General features: G+C 50.5%; 15 protein-coding genes and 3 pseudogenes. 14 read left to right on the top strand and 4 right to left on the bottom strand.

Annotated elements, in window-relative coordinates:
• Nucleotides 1–171: pseudogene (locus tag C4H11_RS04890) on the top strand (DNA cytosine methyltransferase); the annotation flags it as partial.
• A 3-nt stretch (nt 172–174) separates the two neighbouring features.
• Here the strand turns inward: C4H11_RS04890 and C4H11_RS04885 are convergent.
• Complete coding sequence (locus tag C4H11_RS04885) at nt 175–1,395, bottom strand: ISL3 family transposase (RefSeq protein ID WP_106040698.1); 1,221 nt, start codon at nt 1,393–1,395, stop codon at nt 175–177.
• Nucleotides 1,396–1,437: 42 nt separating this feature from the next.
• Between C4H11_RS04885 and C4H11_RS04880 the strand changes: the two are divergent.
• Together C4H11_RS04880 and C4H11_RS04875 are read left to right on the top strand one after the other, a co-directional pair.
• Nucleotides 1,438–2,250, top strand: a pseudogene (locus tag C4H11_RS04880) (DNA cytosine methyltransferase); the annotation flags it as partial.
• Between the two features lie 15 nt (nt 2,251–2,265).
• Nucleotides 2,266–3,248 (top strand): annotated as a pseudogene (locus C4H11_RS04875) (IS982 family transposase).
• A gap of 324 nt (nt 3,249–3,572) precedes the next feature.
• Here C4H11_RS04875 and C4H11_RS04870 read toward each other — a convergent pair.
• The 3 genes from C4H11_RS04870 to C4H11_RS04860 are packed head-to-tail and all read right to left on the bottom strand — an operon-like array spanning nt 3,573 to nt 6,093.
• Complete coding sequence (locus tag C4H11_RS04870) at nt 3,573–4,469, bottom strand: carbohydrate kinase family protein (RefSeq protein WP_106040697.1); 897 nt, start codon at nt 4,467–4,469, stop codon at nt 3,573–3,575.
• Between the two features lie 17 nt (nt 4,470–4,486).
• Complete coding sequence (locus C4H11_RS04865) at nt 4,487–5,290, bottom strand: nucleotidyl transferase AbiEii/AbiGii toxin family protein (RefSeq protein ID WP_106040696.1); 804 nt, start codon at nt 5,288–5,290, stop codon at nt 4,487–4,489.
• Nucleotides 5,287–6,093, bottom strand: coding sequence for a type IV toxin-antitoxin system AbiEi family antitoxin domain-containing protein (locus C4H11_RS04860; RefSeq protein WP_106040695.1), 807 nt, complete (start codon nt 6,091–6,093; stop codon nt 5,287–5,289). The genes C4H11_RS04865 and C4H11_RS04860 overlap by 4 nt, the downstream gene beginning before the upstream one ends.
• Before the next feature lie 415 nt (nt 6,094–6,508).
• Here C4H11_RS04860 and C4H11_RS04850 point away from each other — a divergent pair, with 415 nt between their 5' ends.
• The 11 genes from C4H11_RS04850 (at nt 6,509) to C4H11_RS04790 (ending at nt 14,873) form a co-directional block, all read left to right on the top strand.
• Nucleotides 6,509–6,853, top strand: coding sequence for a hypothetical protein (locus tag C4H11_RS04850; RefSeq protein ID WP_106040694.1), 345 nt, complete (start codon nt 6,509–6,511; stop codon nt 6,851–6,853).
• Nucleotides 6,854–6,904: 51 nt separating this feature from the next.
• Nucleotides 6,905–7,858: a S49 family peptidase gene (locus tag C4H11_RS04845; protein WP_106040693.1), complete on the top strand. Its 954-nt coding sequence runs from the start codon at nt 6,905–6,907 to the stop codon at nt 7,856–7,858.
• An 18-nt stretch (nt 7,859–7,876) separates the two neighbouring features.
• Nucleotides 7,877–9,913, top strand: coding sequence for a hypothetical protein (locus C4H11_RS04840; protein WP_106043148.1), 2,037 nt, complete (start codon nt 7,877–7,879; stop codon nt 9,911–9,913).
• Nucleotides 9,914–10,008: 95 nt separating this feature from the next.
• Nucleotides 10,009–11,013: a hypothetical protein gene (locus C4H11_RS04835; RefSeq protein WP_106040692.1), complete on the top strand. Its 1,005-nt coding sequence runs from the start codon at nt 10,009–10,011 to the stop codon at nt 11,011–11,013.
• Nucleotides 11,014–11,600: 587 nt separating this feature from the next.
• Nucleotides 11,601–12,014, top strand: coding sequence for a hypothetical protein (locus C4H11_RS04825; protein ID WP_106040690.1), 414 nt, complete (start codon nt 11,601–11,603; stop codon nt 12,012–12,014).
• Nucleotides 12,015–12,102: 88 nt separating this feature from the next.
• Nucleotides 12,103–12,597, top strand: coding sequence for an HU family DNA-binding protein (locus C4H11_RS04820; protein ID WP_106040689.1), 495 nt, complete (start codon nt 12,103–12,105; stop codon nt 12,595–12,597).
• A 127-nt stretch (nt 12,598–12,724) separates the two neighbouring features.
• Nucleotides 12,725–12,934 (top strand): DUF4248 domain-containing protein, encoded by a 210-nt coding sequence (locus C4H11_RS04815; RefSeq protein WP_106040688.1) that lies wholly within the window; start codon nt 12,725–12,727, stop codon nt 12,932–12,934.
• A 140-nt stretch (nt 12,935–13,074) separates the two neighbouring features.
• Nucleotides 13,075–13,254 (top strand): type II toxin-antitoxin system HicA family toxin, encoded by a 180-nt coding sequence (locus tag C4H11_RS04810; RefSeq protein WP_106043146.1) that lies wholly within the window; start codon nt 13,075–13,077, stop codon nt 13,252–13,254.
• A gap of 56 nt (nt 13,255–13,310) precedes the next feature.
• A complete protein-coding gene (locus tag C4H11_RS04805; RefSeq protein ID WP_106040687.1) occupies nt 13,311–13,712 on the top strand; it encodes a helix-turn-helix domain-containing protein in 402 nt (133 codons plus the stop codon).
• Nucleotides 13,713–14,037: 325 nt separating this feature from the next.
• Nucleotides 14,038–14,235, top strand: a complete 198-nt coding sequence (locus C4H11_RS04795) for a hypothetical protein (RefSeq protein ID WP_129588280.1) — start codon at nt 14,038–14,040, stop codon at nt 14,233–14,235.
• A complete protein-coding gene (locus C4H11_RS04790) occupies nt 14,232–14,873 on the top strand; it encodes a hypothetical protein (protein WP_106040684.1) in 642 nt (213 codons plus the stop codon). The genes C4H11_RS04795 and C4H11_RS04790 overlap by 4 nt, the downstream gene beginning before the upstream one ends.

Genomic DNA, 14,873 nt, shown 5'->3' with positions numbered 1-14,873 from the left:
TATGAGACCAATAATGAAGCAAAGTTTATTTTCAAGGACATTAGGACAGTTCAAAAAGAGGACATAATATCCTTCTATTCCAAGAAATCAATAAAGGTTTTAGCTGGTTGCGCTCCTTGTCAGCCTTTTTCGTCATACGCATTTAAAAACAAGAATAAAGATAAAAAAAAAGGCTCATCCGACATTTCGAGTGATACGGCAGTCGTGTAGTGCATAAAGCCTAAGCTCAAAGTATCGTTCATCCCTGAATCCGTACGCATTCCTTTTCATTACTTTTATCTTATTGTTGATGCCCTCCACTTTGCCGGTAGAGATATGGCAGTCGTACCATGCGAGTATTCCCGTTCGATGCGCCATAATGGTTGCAGCCATTTTCATCAGCTGTGGCACTTTGCTCTCTTTAGCCTGGTTTACCCAATCCAGCATTACTTTCTCCGCCTCTTCCTTGTTGATCTGTGTCCAAAATTCCCGGAGCTGCTCCTTGAGGTAATATGCCTGCGAGAGAGGCTTGTTCATGTCCAGAGCATTGTCAAGCCTCGTTTTATATTCCTTGTCAAAGATGTCCTCACCATTGCTTAACAGGAGGTATCTCGTGCCTTTGAGGACCTTCCGCTTATTGATATCCTTTTCCATGTTGTACTGTACTCTGCGTATGTCATCCAGCTTTTCGTTCATGAGCTTGACCACGTGGAAATGGTCAAAAACATGAAGCGCATTGGGACAATGTTCATATACGGACGAAATGAATGCCGCAGAAAGGTCTGTGGTAACATACTTGATGTCAATGCCTTTTCGCTTTACCCTTTTCCAAAAGCCGTTCAAGGCATCAGCTCCTTTGCCTTCGCCAACATATATGATACGTCCGCTCCTCAGGTCGACAACTATTGTCTTGTATATGTGCCCTCTTCTTACGGCGAACTCGTCTATGCCGATACAATCCACACCCTCCAACGAAGGAGGGGTGTAATGGTATTCCAAATACCGGCTATGTATGTCTTTGATGGTGTCCCATGTTACTCCCAACAGGTTGGCCGCATCTTTCAAAGTCATTGCCTTTAACAATCCGACCACGTACCTTGCGAAACGGTGGGTGTAGCTGCAATTGCCTGTGGCGAAGGGGATATTCTCTTGGCGGTCGTAATCACAATCCTTGTTCTTACACTTGTAGCGTTGTACTTTCATGCGGACTATCACCTTTTTGCCGCCAACAGGAAGACCGATAAAGTCACGCATACGGTAACCATTCTTCACCAAATGGCGGCATCCGCACTTGGGACACTCATTTTGACGTTCTTTTGCTTCAACATGCAGAATAATTGTATTACCTTTGTATTCCTCACGGGTGCATTTGTGATTGTATAGCCCCCACGCATGATATAGAAAACTGCTGTTCATAAATGTACATTTGTTTGTGGTTATTCAAATATACAATTTGTTCAGCGGTTTTCTTCTTTAACATACCATCACTCGAAATGTCGGAAGAGCCAAAAAAAATACAACCTTCTTTATGAATTTGGACGTCTTGTTAAAGATGTGCAACCAGACATCGTTACAATGGAGAATGTTCCGGCTATAGCTTCATTTAAACTTCAATCAGTATTAGGAGACTTTGTTAATACACTTGAGGCAAAAGGATATTATGTCTCCTATCATGTGGTTTATTGTCCCGATTATGGCATACCACAGACACGTAAACGATTAGTATTGCTAGCCTCTAAATTAGGTGAGATTGAATTGATTTCTCCAACACACCAAAAAGATAATTACGTGACCGTTGGTGATGTAATCAGTAACCTTCCCCCACTTCAAGCTGGTGAAGAATGTCCTACTGACAAGTTGCATCGTTGCCGGGCCTTATCTGCATTGAATATGAGAAGAATTGAGGCTACGCCATATGGTGGAAGCTGGAGAGATTGGCCAGAGGAACTCATGTTAAATTGCCATAAGAAAGAAGGCGGTAAGAGTTTTGGCAGTGTTTATGGACGTATGACTTGGGAAGAACCTGCTCCAACGATGACCACACTCTGTACAGGTATAGGTAACGGGCGTTTCGGACATCCAGTTCAAAACAGAGCTATTTCAGCACGTGAAGCTGCATTGTTCCAGACTTTTCCGATAACATATAAGTTCTTTCCTAATGAGCAAGAAGTATCTTTAGTTAAAGCTTCACGTTATATAGGAAATGCTGTACCTCCAAGATTAGGCGAAATAATTGCAGAGAGTATAAAAAAAACCTGTTGGATGAATTGATTTTATAAGATTTTGATGATGAAAAAGTTGCACATGTCGTTGATTTTTTAGTAACTTAGTAGTGTTAAATCCATTATGTTACAATATCATAGCCATGCACAACTTCATTGCAAAGTTCCGAAAAGTTCTTGAAATCTGCAAGCAATATGCAGGAAATCAAGTAAACAAGAGAGGAAATGTTCCTCGCCGTGGTGTTGTTCCCACTTTCTCCGACCTGGAGGTTGTGGCACTTTCCATCACTGCTGAGGCATTCTGTATCGACAGCGAGAACTATCTCTTTACCCGTCTGAGCATTGAGTGTCCTGACGCCATTCCCAACCTTATTACCCGCCGGCAGTTCAATCAGCGCAGGAAATTGACCCGCCTGCTTGGCGAGAACATTCGAAAGGCTATAGCCAAGGCCCTTGACGGCGGAGAGTTTGTGTTCTGCATTGATTCCAAGCCTGTCAAGGTGTGCCAGAACGCACGTGCCAAAAGATGTGCCATGGGCAAGACGGATATAGACCATGCGCCATCCTGGGGCTATTGCGCCTCGCAAGGAATGCACTACTACGGCTACAAACTCCATGCTCTTTGCGGCACAACGGGGGGCATACATTCCTATGACATGACCGCAGCAAACGTGCATGACATCCACTACCTGAAAGACATTCAGTGGGAATACCATGACTGTATGATACTTGGGGACAAGGGGTATTTGAGCGCTCCCATGCATCAGGACTTGTTTACATCGGCAAACATCACCCTTGAGGTCCCTTACAGGCTGAACCAGAAGAACTGGAGACCTCCGCTGTGGCCTTACAAAAGGTACAGGAAGAGAATTGAGACGGTATTCTCCCAACTCAATGACCATCTGATGATGATACGCAACTTATGCCAAGCAACCACAAGGCTTTTTTACCAGAATGGCTGCCAAAGTCGCTGCTTTCACCATGTTGCAGTATTTCAATCTTATAAATCATAAGCCTATCGGACAAGTTAAATACGCTTTAATTTAATTCAACCAACGAGTATTTTTTCTATAAATTGCCACTGTTTATCAGTGAGGTTGGTTGAATATTGTTCCATAACTTAATGTCTTTGCAACCATAAAGTTATAAATAATATATCAATCAACCAACTGATATTCAATATAATAAACGTATATATAGTAATTATCTTAATTCATTTTTAAACAGCTTCCGAACAAAAACATCTTTTTTGCGATTTCTCGATTTTTTTGCTTGCACTACTTTTCATTCCTTTCAGAAAATTGAGTTTCTTTCTTGGCCTAGTGTTAATTTTAGCTATTATTTCATCTATATCTCCGTCCTTTAGTTGTTTCATTGCTGCATCATGCCACGCGCCCCTTCATAAGAACAACTCTCAGCACCTACTTTCTGCGCTTCTTTCAGAGCTGTTTCCAAATCTGATTCTAAGAGATCGCATATTCCAAACATTACTTTATCTTTGAACAAATTATTAATCAAAGCAGCCGCTGTCCTGTCACCCGCACCAGCGGTATCCACCACTTTTTCATTTGCAACAGGTTCCAAGTGCTTCCAATCACCACTCAAGCGGTAGCTCAAACCCTTTGCCCCTTGCGTCTGGATAAACAGCTTATCCTTATAGTCTTTAAACTGGTTAATGTCTTTTATCCTCTGTTCCGAGAACTTGACTATATCAGACACCTCAATACATTTGTTGAACAGGCTAACATTACCTCCTCTACTGGAAGGCTCAAAGAATATCACCGAACCCTTTTCCTTGAATGTGGGGGCTAGCTTCAAGATGGCGGGTGAAACCCTGTCAAAGAAGAATACCTTTGGCACAAAGTCTATCCTCTCAATCACCTCATTCGCCTGTTTCAGCGTCAGCGACTTGAAGTCCAGATAGAACCGCCCGATATTGTTGCGTGATTTAAACTTGTGCGTGGGAACACCGTCCTTGTTAATGAAGTTACGCTGCACTATCACCGGTGTCTTACCGTCTTGGGTAGAGACAAAATCAGTGTGTACATGGTGCTTTTTCATGTCATCCAACACTCTCACCCCGTCTTTCGTGCCATCCAGACGGGCTATGGGATAGGCATCCCAACCCATGTGGGAGAGAATCATCATCACATTACCGCATGTGCCACCTACGTAATAGGATATGGGGACTCTTTGCCCGTCCCAAATCAACACATCCAGACTTATCAGGCCTGCACCAACTATGATATTATTTGTTTCAAGTTCCATGTTTCAAGTATTAAGATTCAAACTTCAGTATTAAGCCTCTCCACCAACTCCACTTTCACCTTTTCCCACGCCACCTGAGGGGCATACTCCACCTGTGGCCCAAGAATCATTTCCGTGTCCGTCAAGAATTCCTCATCCTGTAGCTTCCCGTCCATATTCAGCACAAATTCCTTGTACGTAGGCAGGTGCGATGCCGTGAAGCCCAGATACCGCTCATAGCTCTCAATCACTTTCCCTTTATCCAACTCGGGGTGCATTGACAGTATCTTCCATAGGTCAAACAAATCACGCCCTTTTCTCCGCTGATACACAGCCCTCAGTTTCGTCCCTGTCAGTTCTGCCAACTCATACGTCAGCATCTCGCAGGCCCCCTTGAACCACGAACTATTCACCGCAAAAGGCATTCTTACCATTGGAAAAACACTGAAATGCTCCTTGCAGTTAATCTCCACCTTCAAGTGAATCTCCCCCGCATCCATATCCGTCGGTTGCACCTTGAATACCAGCGTATTGTTGTGTTTCTTTTGCTTTACCACCGGTTCGCCCAGCCAGACCAACGCATCCCTTAGATGGTCTATCGTCTCTTTGATGGGTTCTGCCTTCACTTGCACCAAGTCGATGTCTTCCGAGTATCTGGGCTGCGGCTTCAGATACAACTTACCCAATGCCGTGCCGCCTCTGAATGCCAGATGCTCCGCAAGAAATGCATCGCTATAAATAGACACTAATGCACGGCAGACTATCAAATCCTGTTCGATGAATTTATTCACCACCCACGGGGCCTGCTCGCTCCATTCCGTAATATATCGCTCTGGTATCATAACTCGTCAATCTCGATGGTTTCGTTCACAATAATTCTCCACTTGGCGTTCCTTTCGCACCCCTCGCTGCTCTTTCCTGCCTTTAAAGGTATATACTGGAGCACAAAACCGGAACACTTTAACAGACTGTACACTGACTCTGCCGTTTCCCCTTCCTCCAGCACCTCGTCCAAAATATAGCCCAGACGCTGCAGACTAGTTACCGGCACCTCCTTCACAAAGTCAGCCCTTAAGCGCCCAAAATCCAGTTTCTCAGCCAGTTCAGCCAAAACAGTGGCTGCCCGCGAAACGCTCCCTGTCTTAGCCTGATACGTCAACAAATCCACTGCCGTCAGTTCAGGACATGACACGTTAATGTAGCCTGTCCGTGTCTGCCGTCTCTCCACGTATGCCTCAGGAATATGATTCTTGCAGAAATAATGCGTAAGGTACTTCTCTCCCTTCTTGTCACGCATAGCGGGAGGCTCTATCATCACGCTGAACCGCAGCGGAACCTGATGCGAAGCTCCGTGATAACTTGCCGCACTCAACAGAGCCACATAGTATTTGCGTCTCAGGTGGTGCATCATGTCATCCAAGTAAAACGACTGCGGCACAGCTCCGCGCAGCACATACTCATCCGGCACTATGACGTAGAAACCGCGCAGGGGCGACATAATCCGTCCCTTGCTCACCTCCCTAGTCAGCGCCCGTGCAATGCTGCCGGCACTCAGGTCAGGGAATGCCTGCGCCACCTCATCGTGTGTGAAGGTGTAATTGCCTCTAAGCGACTTATCATATATCCAGCTTGCTATACTCGCCATTATCTTGTATTCATTATTTCGTTTGCAAAGATGGACATTTTTTGTCTAACTGCGCAAATAGATAACAAAAAACTTGTTCTATTATTGTGTTTTTGAGTTATTTATTGACCAGCATCAATTTTCGTTGTATGCTTCTCCTGTAATCCAAAGCAGGAAGGGTTCACTCCCCTCATTGGTCTTCTTAAACACAGTAGCGTCTTCAATTTCATAGTTCGCTGAGCTTACGTTATATATAGTTATACAGTTATTATACTCCAATCCCACGAGCAATGCGCCAAGTGACAGCAATTTACTTGTCAGCAACGCGATGCCAAAACAAACGTGGTCACTGATAGGCTTGAACGTAGCCTGATGCCCCTGAATCATATTAGACACAATAGTTGCGAACTGATTAATTATAAGCATATTGCCGACAATGAAAGAGCTTTCCATTCAAATCAAGGTTCATCCTGTTACGAAAATGCGTCAGGAGGTGTATCACTTCACGGCCGAAGAGTTTGAGTTCTCCCCTTTGGCCGAAATTTCCGAAGCCGGGTGTTGCTTCAACTGCGACAAAGATATAGTCATCAGCCTTCCCCCTTCGGAAGTGACAAGGGAGTTCATAGCCGGACGGCTTGCGGTTGTCGAGTTCGCCGACACGAAGCGCCGGGTGTTCCGTGTCGGCGATAAGCGGATACCCGCCATTGTATCTGTATCGCCCCACCTGAACACGGCTACGTTGAGGATAGAATGTAAAATGCTTCAATCTCCTTTATTATAACGTCCTTCACTACATTCTGTATGCTGCCTATCTTCGCTGAAAAGACATGCAATGAACAGAATCTTTCTTCGCCAGCTTCTTACATCCGACTTAAAAAGACTTCTCATCACAGCGGAAGGTTTGTCCGCCGCCGTGATGGAAGCCTTTGCCATGGAGAAGCCTACCTCTTTCTTTTTCGATAAGAATCCTCCTACTTATAAGGATCTATCGACAAAGGCTCTTTCGCTTCTTCAGCAGGAAGTGGCCCGTTCGGAACTCCAGGGTGTAACCCTTACAGATGACTATGCCTCGCAGGAACTTCCCGAAGGCAGTATCGCTTACCATCGCATCTGGGGATTTATTACCGCCGACAGCCGTTGGTACTTCTCTTCCAAACAGTTCGAGCTCGACCTTCTTGCGGCTGAAGCCAATCCGGCCGTCACTTGCCACTTCCTTCATGCGAACTCCCCCGGAGAAGAGGCGTGGTACATCGACCGGCTGACGGAGACCATGTGTGCCTGCAACAAGCCCATCATCACCCTTGTGGAGAAGTCAGATTGCTCGGCCTGCTACTACATCACCTGCCACTCTGCCTACATCGCTTCCCTTACGGCTCACGACACGATTGGTTGTATCGGAACGATGATCGAGACTTACAACTACGATGGCTGGTTCGAAAAGATGGGTATTAAGCGCATCATGGCTCGTGCCACGAAAGCCGACCTTAAGAACAAGAAGTGGGAAGACCTTCAGAACGGCAAGCCGGAGCAATACATCAAGGAAGAGCTGGATCCCATCAATGAGAAATTCCTGGCAGCCGTGCTTGCTTCCAGACCCGGAATGAGCAGTCTGGATGAGGACGACCCGGTATTCCGAGGTGAGACGTTCGATACGCGGCACGCCATTGAAAAGGGACTCATCGACGGGTCCATGACTTTCACCGAGGCCGTGGCGAAAGCCGTCGAGCTCGGTCGCAACTATTCGGAGATGGAGAAAATAAAACAAGGCGCTCTCAACTATTTATAACTTAACATTTTGTTTATCATGAATTTCAGAGAAAAACTTCAAACTGTCCTGCAGAAGCTGAATCTGTGGGACAAAGCGAAAGCCAATCAGCTTACCCATGAAGAGTGGGGGCAGATCGTCAACTCCTATCAGACGGAATACCGGTCCGCCTTGCAGGACGACATGGCGGCCGAGCAATCCGGCGGACAGGAACCGCCAACCATGACACAGGAACAGATTGACCGGATACAGTCAATCCTGGGTAGCATTGTCAGCGCTTCCTCTCCGGCCGCCGGCGAAGAAGGCGGTGACCCGGCGGCACAACAGACCTCCGGACAACAGGCCGCCGAACAGCCGGCCGACGGTGCCGCCCTGGTGCAGCTTGCCGGTTCCGTACAGGCTCTGGTCAGTCGCCTGAGCAACCAGGCTGCCGAAGACCGGCCGGCGCAGACCGTTGTCGGGGCCGGCGTCATGTTCACCGGCCCGGCCGACCGCTCGCAGTATCTTTTCGGCATCGAGCATCCCATGTTCTCCATGCGCGACCGCTGGAACCGCATCACCCTCAACCCCTCCGCTTCCGCTTCGTTCGGAGCCTGGGACGAAGAACTCGAGGGGGCCGCGTTCCGTAAGCAGGCGGTGGCGTTCTCACGCTCCCTTCAGAACCGCTACGCTTACCTGCACGCCAACGGCATGCTCGACCACAAGCGTCTGGCCGCCGGAGAGTTCGCCACGAACTACGAGGGCGTGAACACCGCCGGCGTGGGCAACCAGTACGTTGTTCTTCGTCAGGATGCCTTGATAGCGCGTGTGCTTAAGGTTCGCGACCTTACGCAGTACTTCCCCGTCCGCTACGGCATTCAGGATCACGACCTCGTGTTCAACGCCTTCTTCTCGGAGGTTTCACAGGCCTACCAGACCGGCGAGATCTGGAAGGGCGACATGAAGCTCGAGAACGAGATGGGACACGTGGACGACGCGATGATCAAGCTCAAGTTCGGCCCCATGAAAGAACTGGAACGCATGTACATCGCCTACCTGAACAAGGAAGGCTCCGACCCCGTCAAGTGGAACATGATCGAGTTCTGCATTCTCAACTCGCTGGAGACCGCCCAGGTGGAACAGAACAAACGCCGCATGCGCGGAATCTATGTGAAGCCCGAAGCCGGCGTCGCCGGTTCTTTCCTGAACGCTTCCACCGGCATCCTCTACACGCTGGTGCGCTACATGCACGAGTACAAGATCCTGGCGCACGACGATGAGAGCTATCGCGGCTACACGTCGGCCAACATGCTCGACTCCGTTCAGGAGTTCGTGGCCGATGTCACCGCCTCCTGCTCCGAGGACATGGATCTTGACCGCCACGTCCTCTACCTGAACAAGACGCACCAGCCGTGGTGGATCAAGAACGTACGCGCCAAGTACGGCAAGGACATCGACTTCACCGGGCCCGACAGCTACAAGAACGTGGTTCCCGACACCGGCATGCGCATCGTGTGGCTGCCTTATCTCGGCCAGCTGCCGCTGATGTTCATGGACGTTCCCGGCAACTTGCAGTTCCTCGAGTACGTTCCCGGCGAAATGCTCTCCATCAAGGTGAAAGAAGACATGGAGCTTCTAAAGGCGTGGTCTACCTGGAAGGAGGGCACGGCAGCTTCCTTTACGGGACGTCGCTTCGACAGCCCTGAGAAACTGAAAGCCAACAACTTCGAGTTCCAGCAGATCTTCATGAACAAGCCGGTTGTCAAGATGGAGGCCGATGCCGCCACGGTAGACGCGTCCAAAGGTTTCTGGCAGATGACGGTTGCCAACACGGGCGCAAAGGCCATTACCGACATCACCAACGCCAAGGCGGGAGTGGCTTACATCATCGAGTGCGGAAGCACGGATAATGCCACTACGATTGCAAAAAGCGGAAAGTTCGCCGCAATCACCGCCGCTTATACGCCGACCCGGGTGGGAGACTACATCATGCTCATCCTGAACGGCGCGGGCAACTTCCTCGAGCTGGAACGTCAGCAGGGCGGCGTCCGCAAGGTGAACAAAGACTTGCAGCCCAACATTCCCGGCGTGAGATAGTTCTTCACACAGGTAACAGGATTGTTTTTCAGGTGACACGGGGCGGGTGGGTAGCCCGCCCCTTTCTTTAACTCCAATTTTAATTCAGAAAAAAAATGAAAGCAAAAAAAATCTCAGATCCTTTCCGTAAAGGAAACCGGGCGGCTCGCAAGATGCAAGTCCGCTTTTTTCTCTCGTTGATGACGCTGTTCGCCCTGGTGTTCGTCATCGGTGCGTTGCTCGACCCTGAGTCTTCCGTATTCTGCCTCTCCGGATTCGGAGGCACCACAATGGCGTCGATGATGCTGATAGGCGATGTGGAGGACGTGTCCGACCGCAAGACGCACGGTTCCAACATCGCCTATAAGGTCTATCTGGTAGAGCTGTCGCAGATAAACCCGGCAGTCGACTTCCCGTTGCCCAACGCCAGCCGTGAAGTAGGTACCATTCCCCTGAAGCCCGGGCAGTACATGAAATACTTCGACGCCCACGACGTGCCCACCTACACCGCCACCGGCGAGAAGGGCGACATCACGACCAGCGGCGAGAACAACTTTGTCATCGTCATGGGCGGCATGCGCGACCAGCTGCTCAACTTCATCGAAGAGCATGCCGGCGGCAAGTTCATCGTCATCTTCAAGGAGGTGGGCGATAAGCAATGGTACGTTATAGGCAGCTACGACCGCCCCATGATACTCTCCTCTTTCGAGGCCAAGAACGACAAGGACGGACGCTACGTCACCTTCACCTTCAAGCGCACCTCCATCGACCAGTACTGCAAGTACTCGGGCGACATCGTCCGGGTTCCCGCCGCCAAGCATGCGGCCGGCGCCACCACCCTGACCGTCTCGCCGCAGAACAGCCGCTATGAGATTCCCAACGGCGCAAGCGCCACCTATGCCATCAACGCGCTTGCCGGCCTGACGGCCAACGACAAGGGCCGCTACATCACGCTCGAAGGCAGCGGAACCGACAAGGCGGCCACCGTGGCCGACGGCTCCGCGTTCGTCCTCGAGGACGGCGCCACCTGGACGGCCCGCGCCGGTTCTTCCATCACGCTTCAGGTGCTGGACGCTTCCACACTCGTAGAGGTTGCCGGCAGCCGGATTCAGACAGCCTGATTCATAACCTGACTGCAAGCCGGCGTCTTCCGGAGGCACCGGCTTGCAATCCTAACACACTATTATAATGTATAGTTTCAAAGAGAAAAAACATCACTTCGCCGCACTCCGCAATCCTGCCGTCGCCGGACACGACCTTCGGCTGCTCCAGAAGGCGAACCCCGCGGAGCCGCGGCTGGAAACCTTCAAGCGCAACCCCGGCCGATATGCCGACGACATCCTCTATGCGCTGCTCGATTGCGTGAGCCGCGAGGAGATCCGCGACAACCGCCGCAGCCCGATGGCTTGCGCATCCCATGCATCGGAAACCAAAGAGGAACTGAAAGCCCGTGCCGAGGAAGCTGAAGATGCCAGAGAAGAAGCGGAAATCCGTGCCGAGGAAGCCGAGGCAGCCAAAGAGGTTGCTGAGCAACGTGCCGAGGAAGCCGAACAGGCATTGGAAGAGGAGAAAAAAAAGCTCCGGCCAAGGCTCCCGCAAAATCCAAAAGCAAGAAGAGTACCCGCAAATAGACTGGGACAATCTCTTCGACCCGCAAGTGCAAATGGCCACACTCATCTACAACGACCGTGTGGTCACCTGGAAACAAATGAAGCAGCTCGACGAGCGATTGGACAAGAAACCGGCTGAACGCGACATCATGGACATGGTGGAGCTGCGCATCCGCAATCTGCAAGCGTTCGACGAGCTGCAATCGTTCAACGACACCGGGAAGTTCCTCTACATTCACCCGCTCATCGCCCACCGGTCGGAGAGAGCGCAACTGGCGAAGCTGATGAAGACCGACCCGCAGGAGTTCCTGCGCCAACACAAGAATGTGGCGGACAACATCCGCCGGTACGAATCCTACCTGAAGCGGGCCGACCGGCAGACGCGGCGCGCGCAGGACAAAGAGAACCTACGCCGCCATCGCGAGCGTGAGGCGCTGTTCAAAGCAATTCTGCTCGACGAATCACCCATGAATCCGCATAAGGCGCCCCAAACCCCGGATAATGCGCCCTAATCCACGTCGTCTTCTCCACAACCAGCTATCTTAGCTTTGTCAATTCGCGAAACGACAAAAGCAGTAACCATTAAAACATTGGAAAAAGATGAGTGTAAATTATTCCCTTGCCCGCATGAGCAGCAAGCCCGGCAAAGCGGGCGCACCGAAACTTTTTTATGCCAAGGCGCAAGCCGACGGCGAAGTGACCATGGACGAAATGGCCGAGGAGATTGCCTACTCCACCTCCCTGACCGACGGCGACGTGCTGAACACCATCCGCGCCCTCGTCAAGCAGGTCAACAAGCACCTGGCGGCCGGCAAGATTGTCAGGCTGGAGAACTTCGGCAGCTTCCAGCTTCAGCTTCGCTCCAAAGGCGCCGAGACCGAAAAGAAGTTCACGCCGGCCCACATCACCGGGGCCGCCATACAGTTCCGCCCCGGCAAGCCCTTCAAGGCTGCCACCCGTGCGGCCGACGGCGCCCTGACCTTCAGGCAGGTGCCCAAGAAAGGCAAAGGCCCGAAGCCCGGAAAAGAGGACGCCGCAGCGGAAAGCCCGAAGCCGGGAGGCGGCGAAAACCAGGGCGAAAACCCGTTGGGATAACGGCGCCGCCTATAGGCTGTCACGACACCGCCTATAGGTAATCCCGCCACTGCCTATAGGCGGATGTCCTATTGCCTATAGGCAGTTTATTTTAATTTAGCGATACGGAAAACAAAACGAGAAAAACATGAAAGCAATCTACATGAGCGACCTCGCTCAATCCTACTTCCCCAAGAGCACCCCTCGCAGCGCCTGCACCCAGCTGCACCGCTGGATAGAGTTGAACCCCGAACTGAAGGCCGAGCTCAAGGCCCTGCACTTCAAGCCCCGCCAGCGGGCCCTGACCCCCATGCAGCACGAGGCCATCATCAGGTATCTGGGCGAACCGGGAGAATAAAACCGGAACGGAAGCGGAGCGAAAAACTCCGCTTTTTATTTTGCCGTTACGGACATTTATTAATAGAAATATTTCCATTATTCCTTGTTATTGATAGAAAAATTTCTATCTTTGCAGGGTCAAACAAATAATAAGTGAAAATGAAGTACAAAGAATTCCATCGAAAAATCATTTCTGCCGGCTGGAAGTTTCACCATGCGGAGGGCAGTCACTACTTTTACGTCAAGGGCGACAGGCTGTCGGAACCGGTGCCCTATCACGGGGCGAAAGAGATGCCGGAACCGTTAAGAAAGAAAATAGCGAAGGCGATGGGGGTTTGACCCCATCCACTCCTTTAAAACAGAAATAATATTAATCCTATAAGCATCTTTGAATCATGGAAAGAATTATTATGAACATCTGTGCAAGTTCGGATAGCTTCGCGGCTTATTCGGAAAACTGTGAAGGCATCTATGCAGCCGGCGATACAGTGGAAGAATGCAAGAAAGACGTGGAAACGGCTATCTCGTTGATAAAGAAAAATCTGCCTGAAGAACAGTGGCCTGAACAAATAAAGAAAGATTATGTGCTGGTATGGCGTTATGATGTACAGAGCTTGTTGTATTATTATGGAAATACGCTGTCTCTCTCAGGCTTGGAGCGTTTAACGGGAATTCATCAAAAGCAGTTGTGGGCCTATATGCACGGTCGTTCCAAGCCGCGCGCGCAGCAAAAGGAACGGATAGAAAAAGCTTTGCACGGCTTTGCCGACGAACTATCCGAGTTGTCGGTATTATAGCTTCACGATCGAATTATTTGTTTGACGGCATCTTTTTGATGTGAAGCGGGGCTTTCCTCTTGCGGAAAGCCTTTTCTTTTGCCGGGTGAACGGAAGCGGAGCGAAAAACTCCGCTTTCCTTTTGCCTCAAGGAGATCATCTCGTGCCTGCAACACGCCCTCGACGTTAACAAGGAAGGCGGCGGACATGAATAAAAAGGAACAGGCATCCGATGAATGAGTGAACAGGCCGGCACCCTTGCCCGCGACGGGGAGTGCCGGCCTGTCTTTTGTGGCGGCCGCACAATGGGCTATATTTGCCGTAGATAAAAAAAGACATGCAGCTCATGAAAGAGAAAACCGCACCCGACAGCGAAAAAAAGGCGGAAGCCGCCCCGCTCACCGCGGAGGAAACGGCGCAAGCCATCATGAAGCAGCTCCTCGACAAAGCCTCCGGCGGAGACCTCGACGCCATCGTCCTGCTGAAAGAAACCGCCCGGGAGGCCAAACTTGAAAAACTGCGAAAAGAACTCTTCGGAATATGACACAGCTCGACGCCCTTGACAAGATACACCCCGACCTGATATCCGCTTTCCTCACCTCCGGAAAGAGCGACGGCATCCCCGCCGATGTGCAGCTGTTCCTCAAGCAGCTGCAATGGGCGGCCGAAATCTATGAGTACGAGCGAAACCTGACACGTGCAGCCAAGCAGCTGCGCCAGCGCATCAACGCCATGCAGCGGCTCAGTCTGGACGAACGGACTTGCAAGGCGCGCATATACGCTGCCATCAACTACTTCAACATCGACAACAACGTATCTATCAAGGTGTGGGAGTCCAACTACGCCGACAAATATGAGGACTTGGCTAAACTTTGTGCGGCAGCCGGCGATTACAAAACACAGGGAAAATGTTACGCCGCCGCGCTGGAATGCCGGCGCCGGGCCTCCGAGATTGCCGAAGCCGACCGCGACCTCGGCATCGTGTTCCTTATTTCGCCGAACCTCACGCCGGAAGACTTGGGCTATACCAAGGCATCCCTCAAGGAGATAGCCGCCAAACATAATCAAGGCTTCTATCTGAACCTGATTGAGAACCTGCCTATCGAAAAGGCGGAGAAGAAGCGCCTTCTGCGCGATGCTGACATTCAGGAGGCCGAGTACGAAGAACTTAACGAAGAGTGA

Origin of the sequence: Bacteroides zoogleoformans (assembly GCF_002998435.1) — a bacterium.
Taxonomy (GTDB): domain Bacteria; phylum Bacteroidota; class Bacteroidia; order Bacteroidales; family Bacteroidaceae; genus Bacteroides; species Bacteroides zoogleoformans.
Note: the sequence above shows the minus strand (reverse complement) of the source record. Positions and strands in the feature narration are given on the sequence as shown.

Excerpts from the sequence above, each read along its gene's own strand:
- C4H11_RS04885 (WP_106040698.1), bottom strand. The coding sequence starts at position 1,395 with ATGAACAGCAGTTTTCTATATCATGCGTGGGGGCTATACAATCACAAA.
- C4H11_RS04870 (WP_106040697.1), bottom strand. The coding sequence starts at position 4,469 with ATGGAACTTGAAACAAATAATATCATAGTTGGTGCAGGCCTGATAAGT.
- C4H11_RS04865 (WP_106040696.1), bottom strand. The coding sequence starts at position 5,290 with ATGATACCAGAGCGATATATTACGGAATGGAGCGAGCAGGCCCCGTGG.
- C4H11_RS04860 (WP_106040695.1), bottom strand. The coding sequence starts at position 6,093 with ATGGCGAGTATAGCAAGCTGGATATATGATAAGTCGCTTAGAGGCAAT.
- C4H11_RS04850 (WP_106040694.1), top strand. The coding sequence starts at position 6,509 with ATGAAAGAGCTTTCCATTCAAATCAAGGTTCATCCTGTTACGAAAATG.
- C4H11_RS04845 (WP_106040693.1), top strand. The coding sequence starts at position 6,905 with ATGAACAGAATCTTTCTTCGCCAGCTTCTTACATCCGACTTAAAAAGA.
- C4H11_RS04840 (WP_106043148.1), top strand. The coding sequence starts at position 7,877 with ATGAATTTCAGAGAAAAACTTCAAACTGTCCTGCAGAAGCTGAATCTG.
- C4H11_RS04835 (WP_106040692.1), top strand. The coding sequence starts at position 10,009 with ATGAAAGCAAAAAAAATCTCAGATCCTTTCCGTAAAGGAAACCGGGCG.
- C4H11_RS04825 (WP_106040690.1), top strand. The coding sequence starts at position 11,601 with ATGAAGCAGCTCGACGAGCGATTGGACAAGAAACCGGCTGAACGCGAC.
- C4H11_RS04820 (WP_106040689.1), top strand. The coding sequence starts at position 12,103 with ATGAGTGTAAATTATTCCCTTGCCCGCATGAGCAGCAAGCCCGGCAAA.
- C4H11_RS04815 (WP_106040688.1), top strand. The coding sequence starts at position 12,725 with ATGAAAGCAATCTACATGAGCGACCTCGCTCAATCCTACTTCCCCAAG.
- C4H11_RS04810 (WP_106043146.1), top strand. The coding sequence starts at position 13,075 with ATGAAGTACAAAGAATTCCATCGAAAAATCATTTCTGCCGGCTGGAAG.
- C4H11_RS04805 (WP_106040687.1), top strand. The coding sequence starts at position 13,311 with ATGGAAAGAATTATTATGAACATCTGTGCAAGTTCGGATAGCTTCGCG.
- C4H11_RS04795 (WP_129588280.1), top strand. The coding sequence starts at position 14,038 with ATGAAAGAGAAAACCGCACCCGACAGCGAAAAAAAGGCGGAAGCCGCC.
- C4H11_RS04790 (WP_106040684.1), top strand. The coding sequence starts at position 14,232 with ATGACACAGCTCGACGCCCTTGACAAGATACACCCCGACCTGATATCC.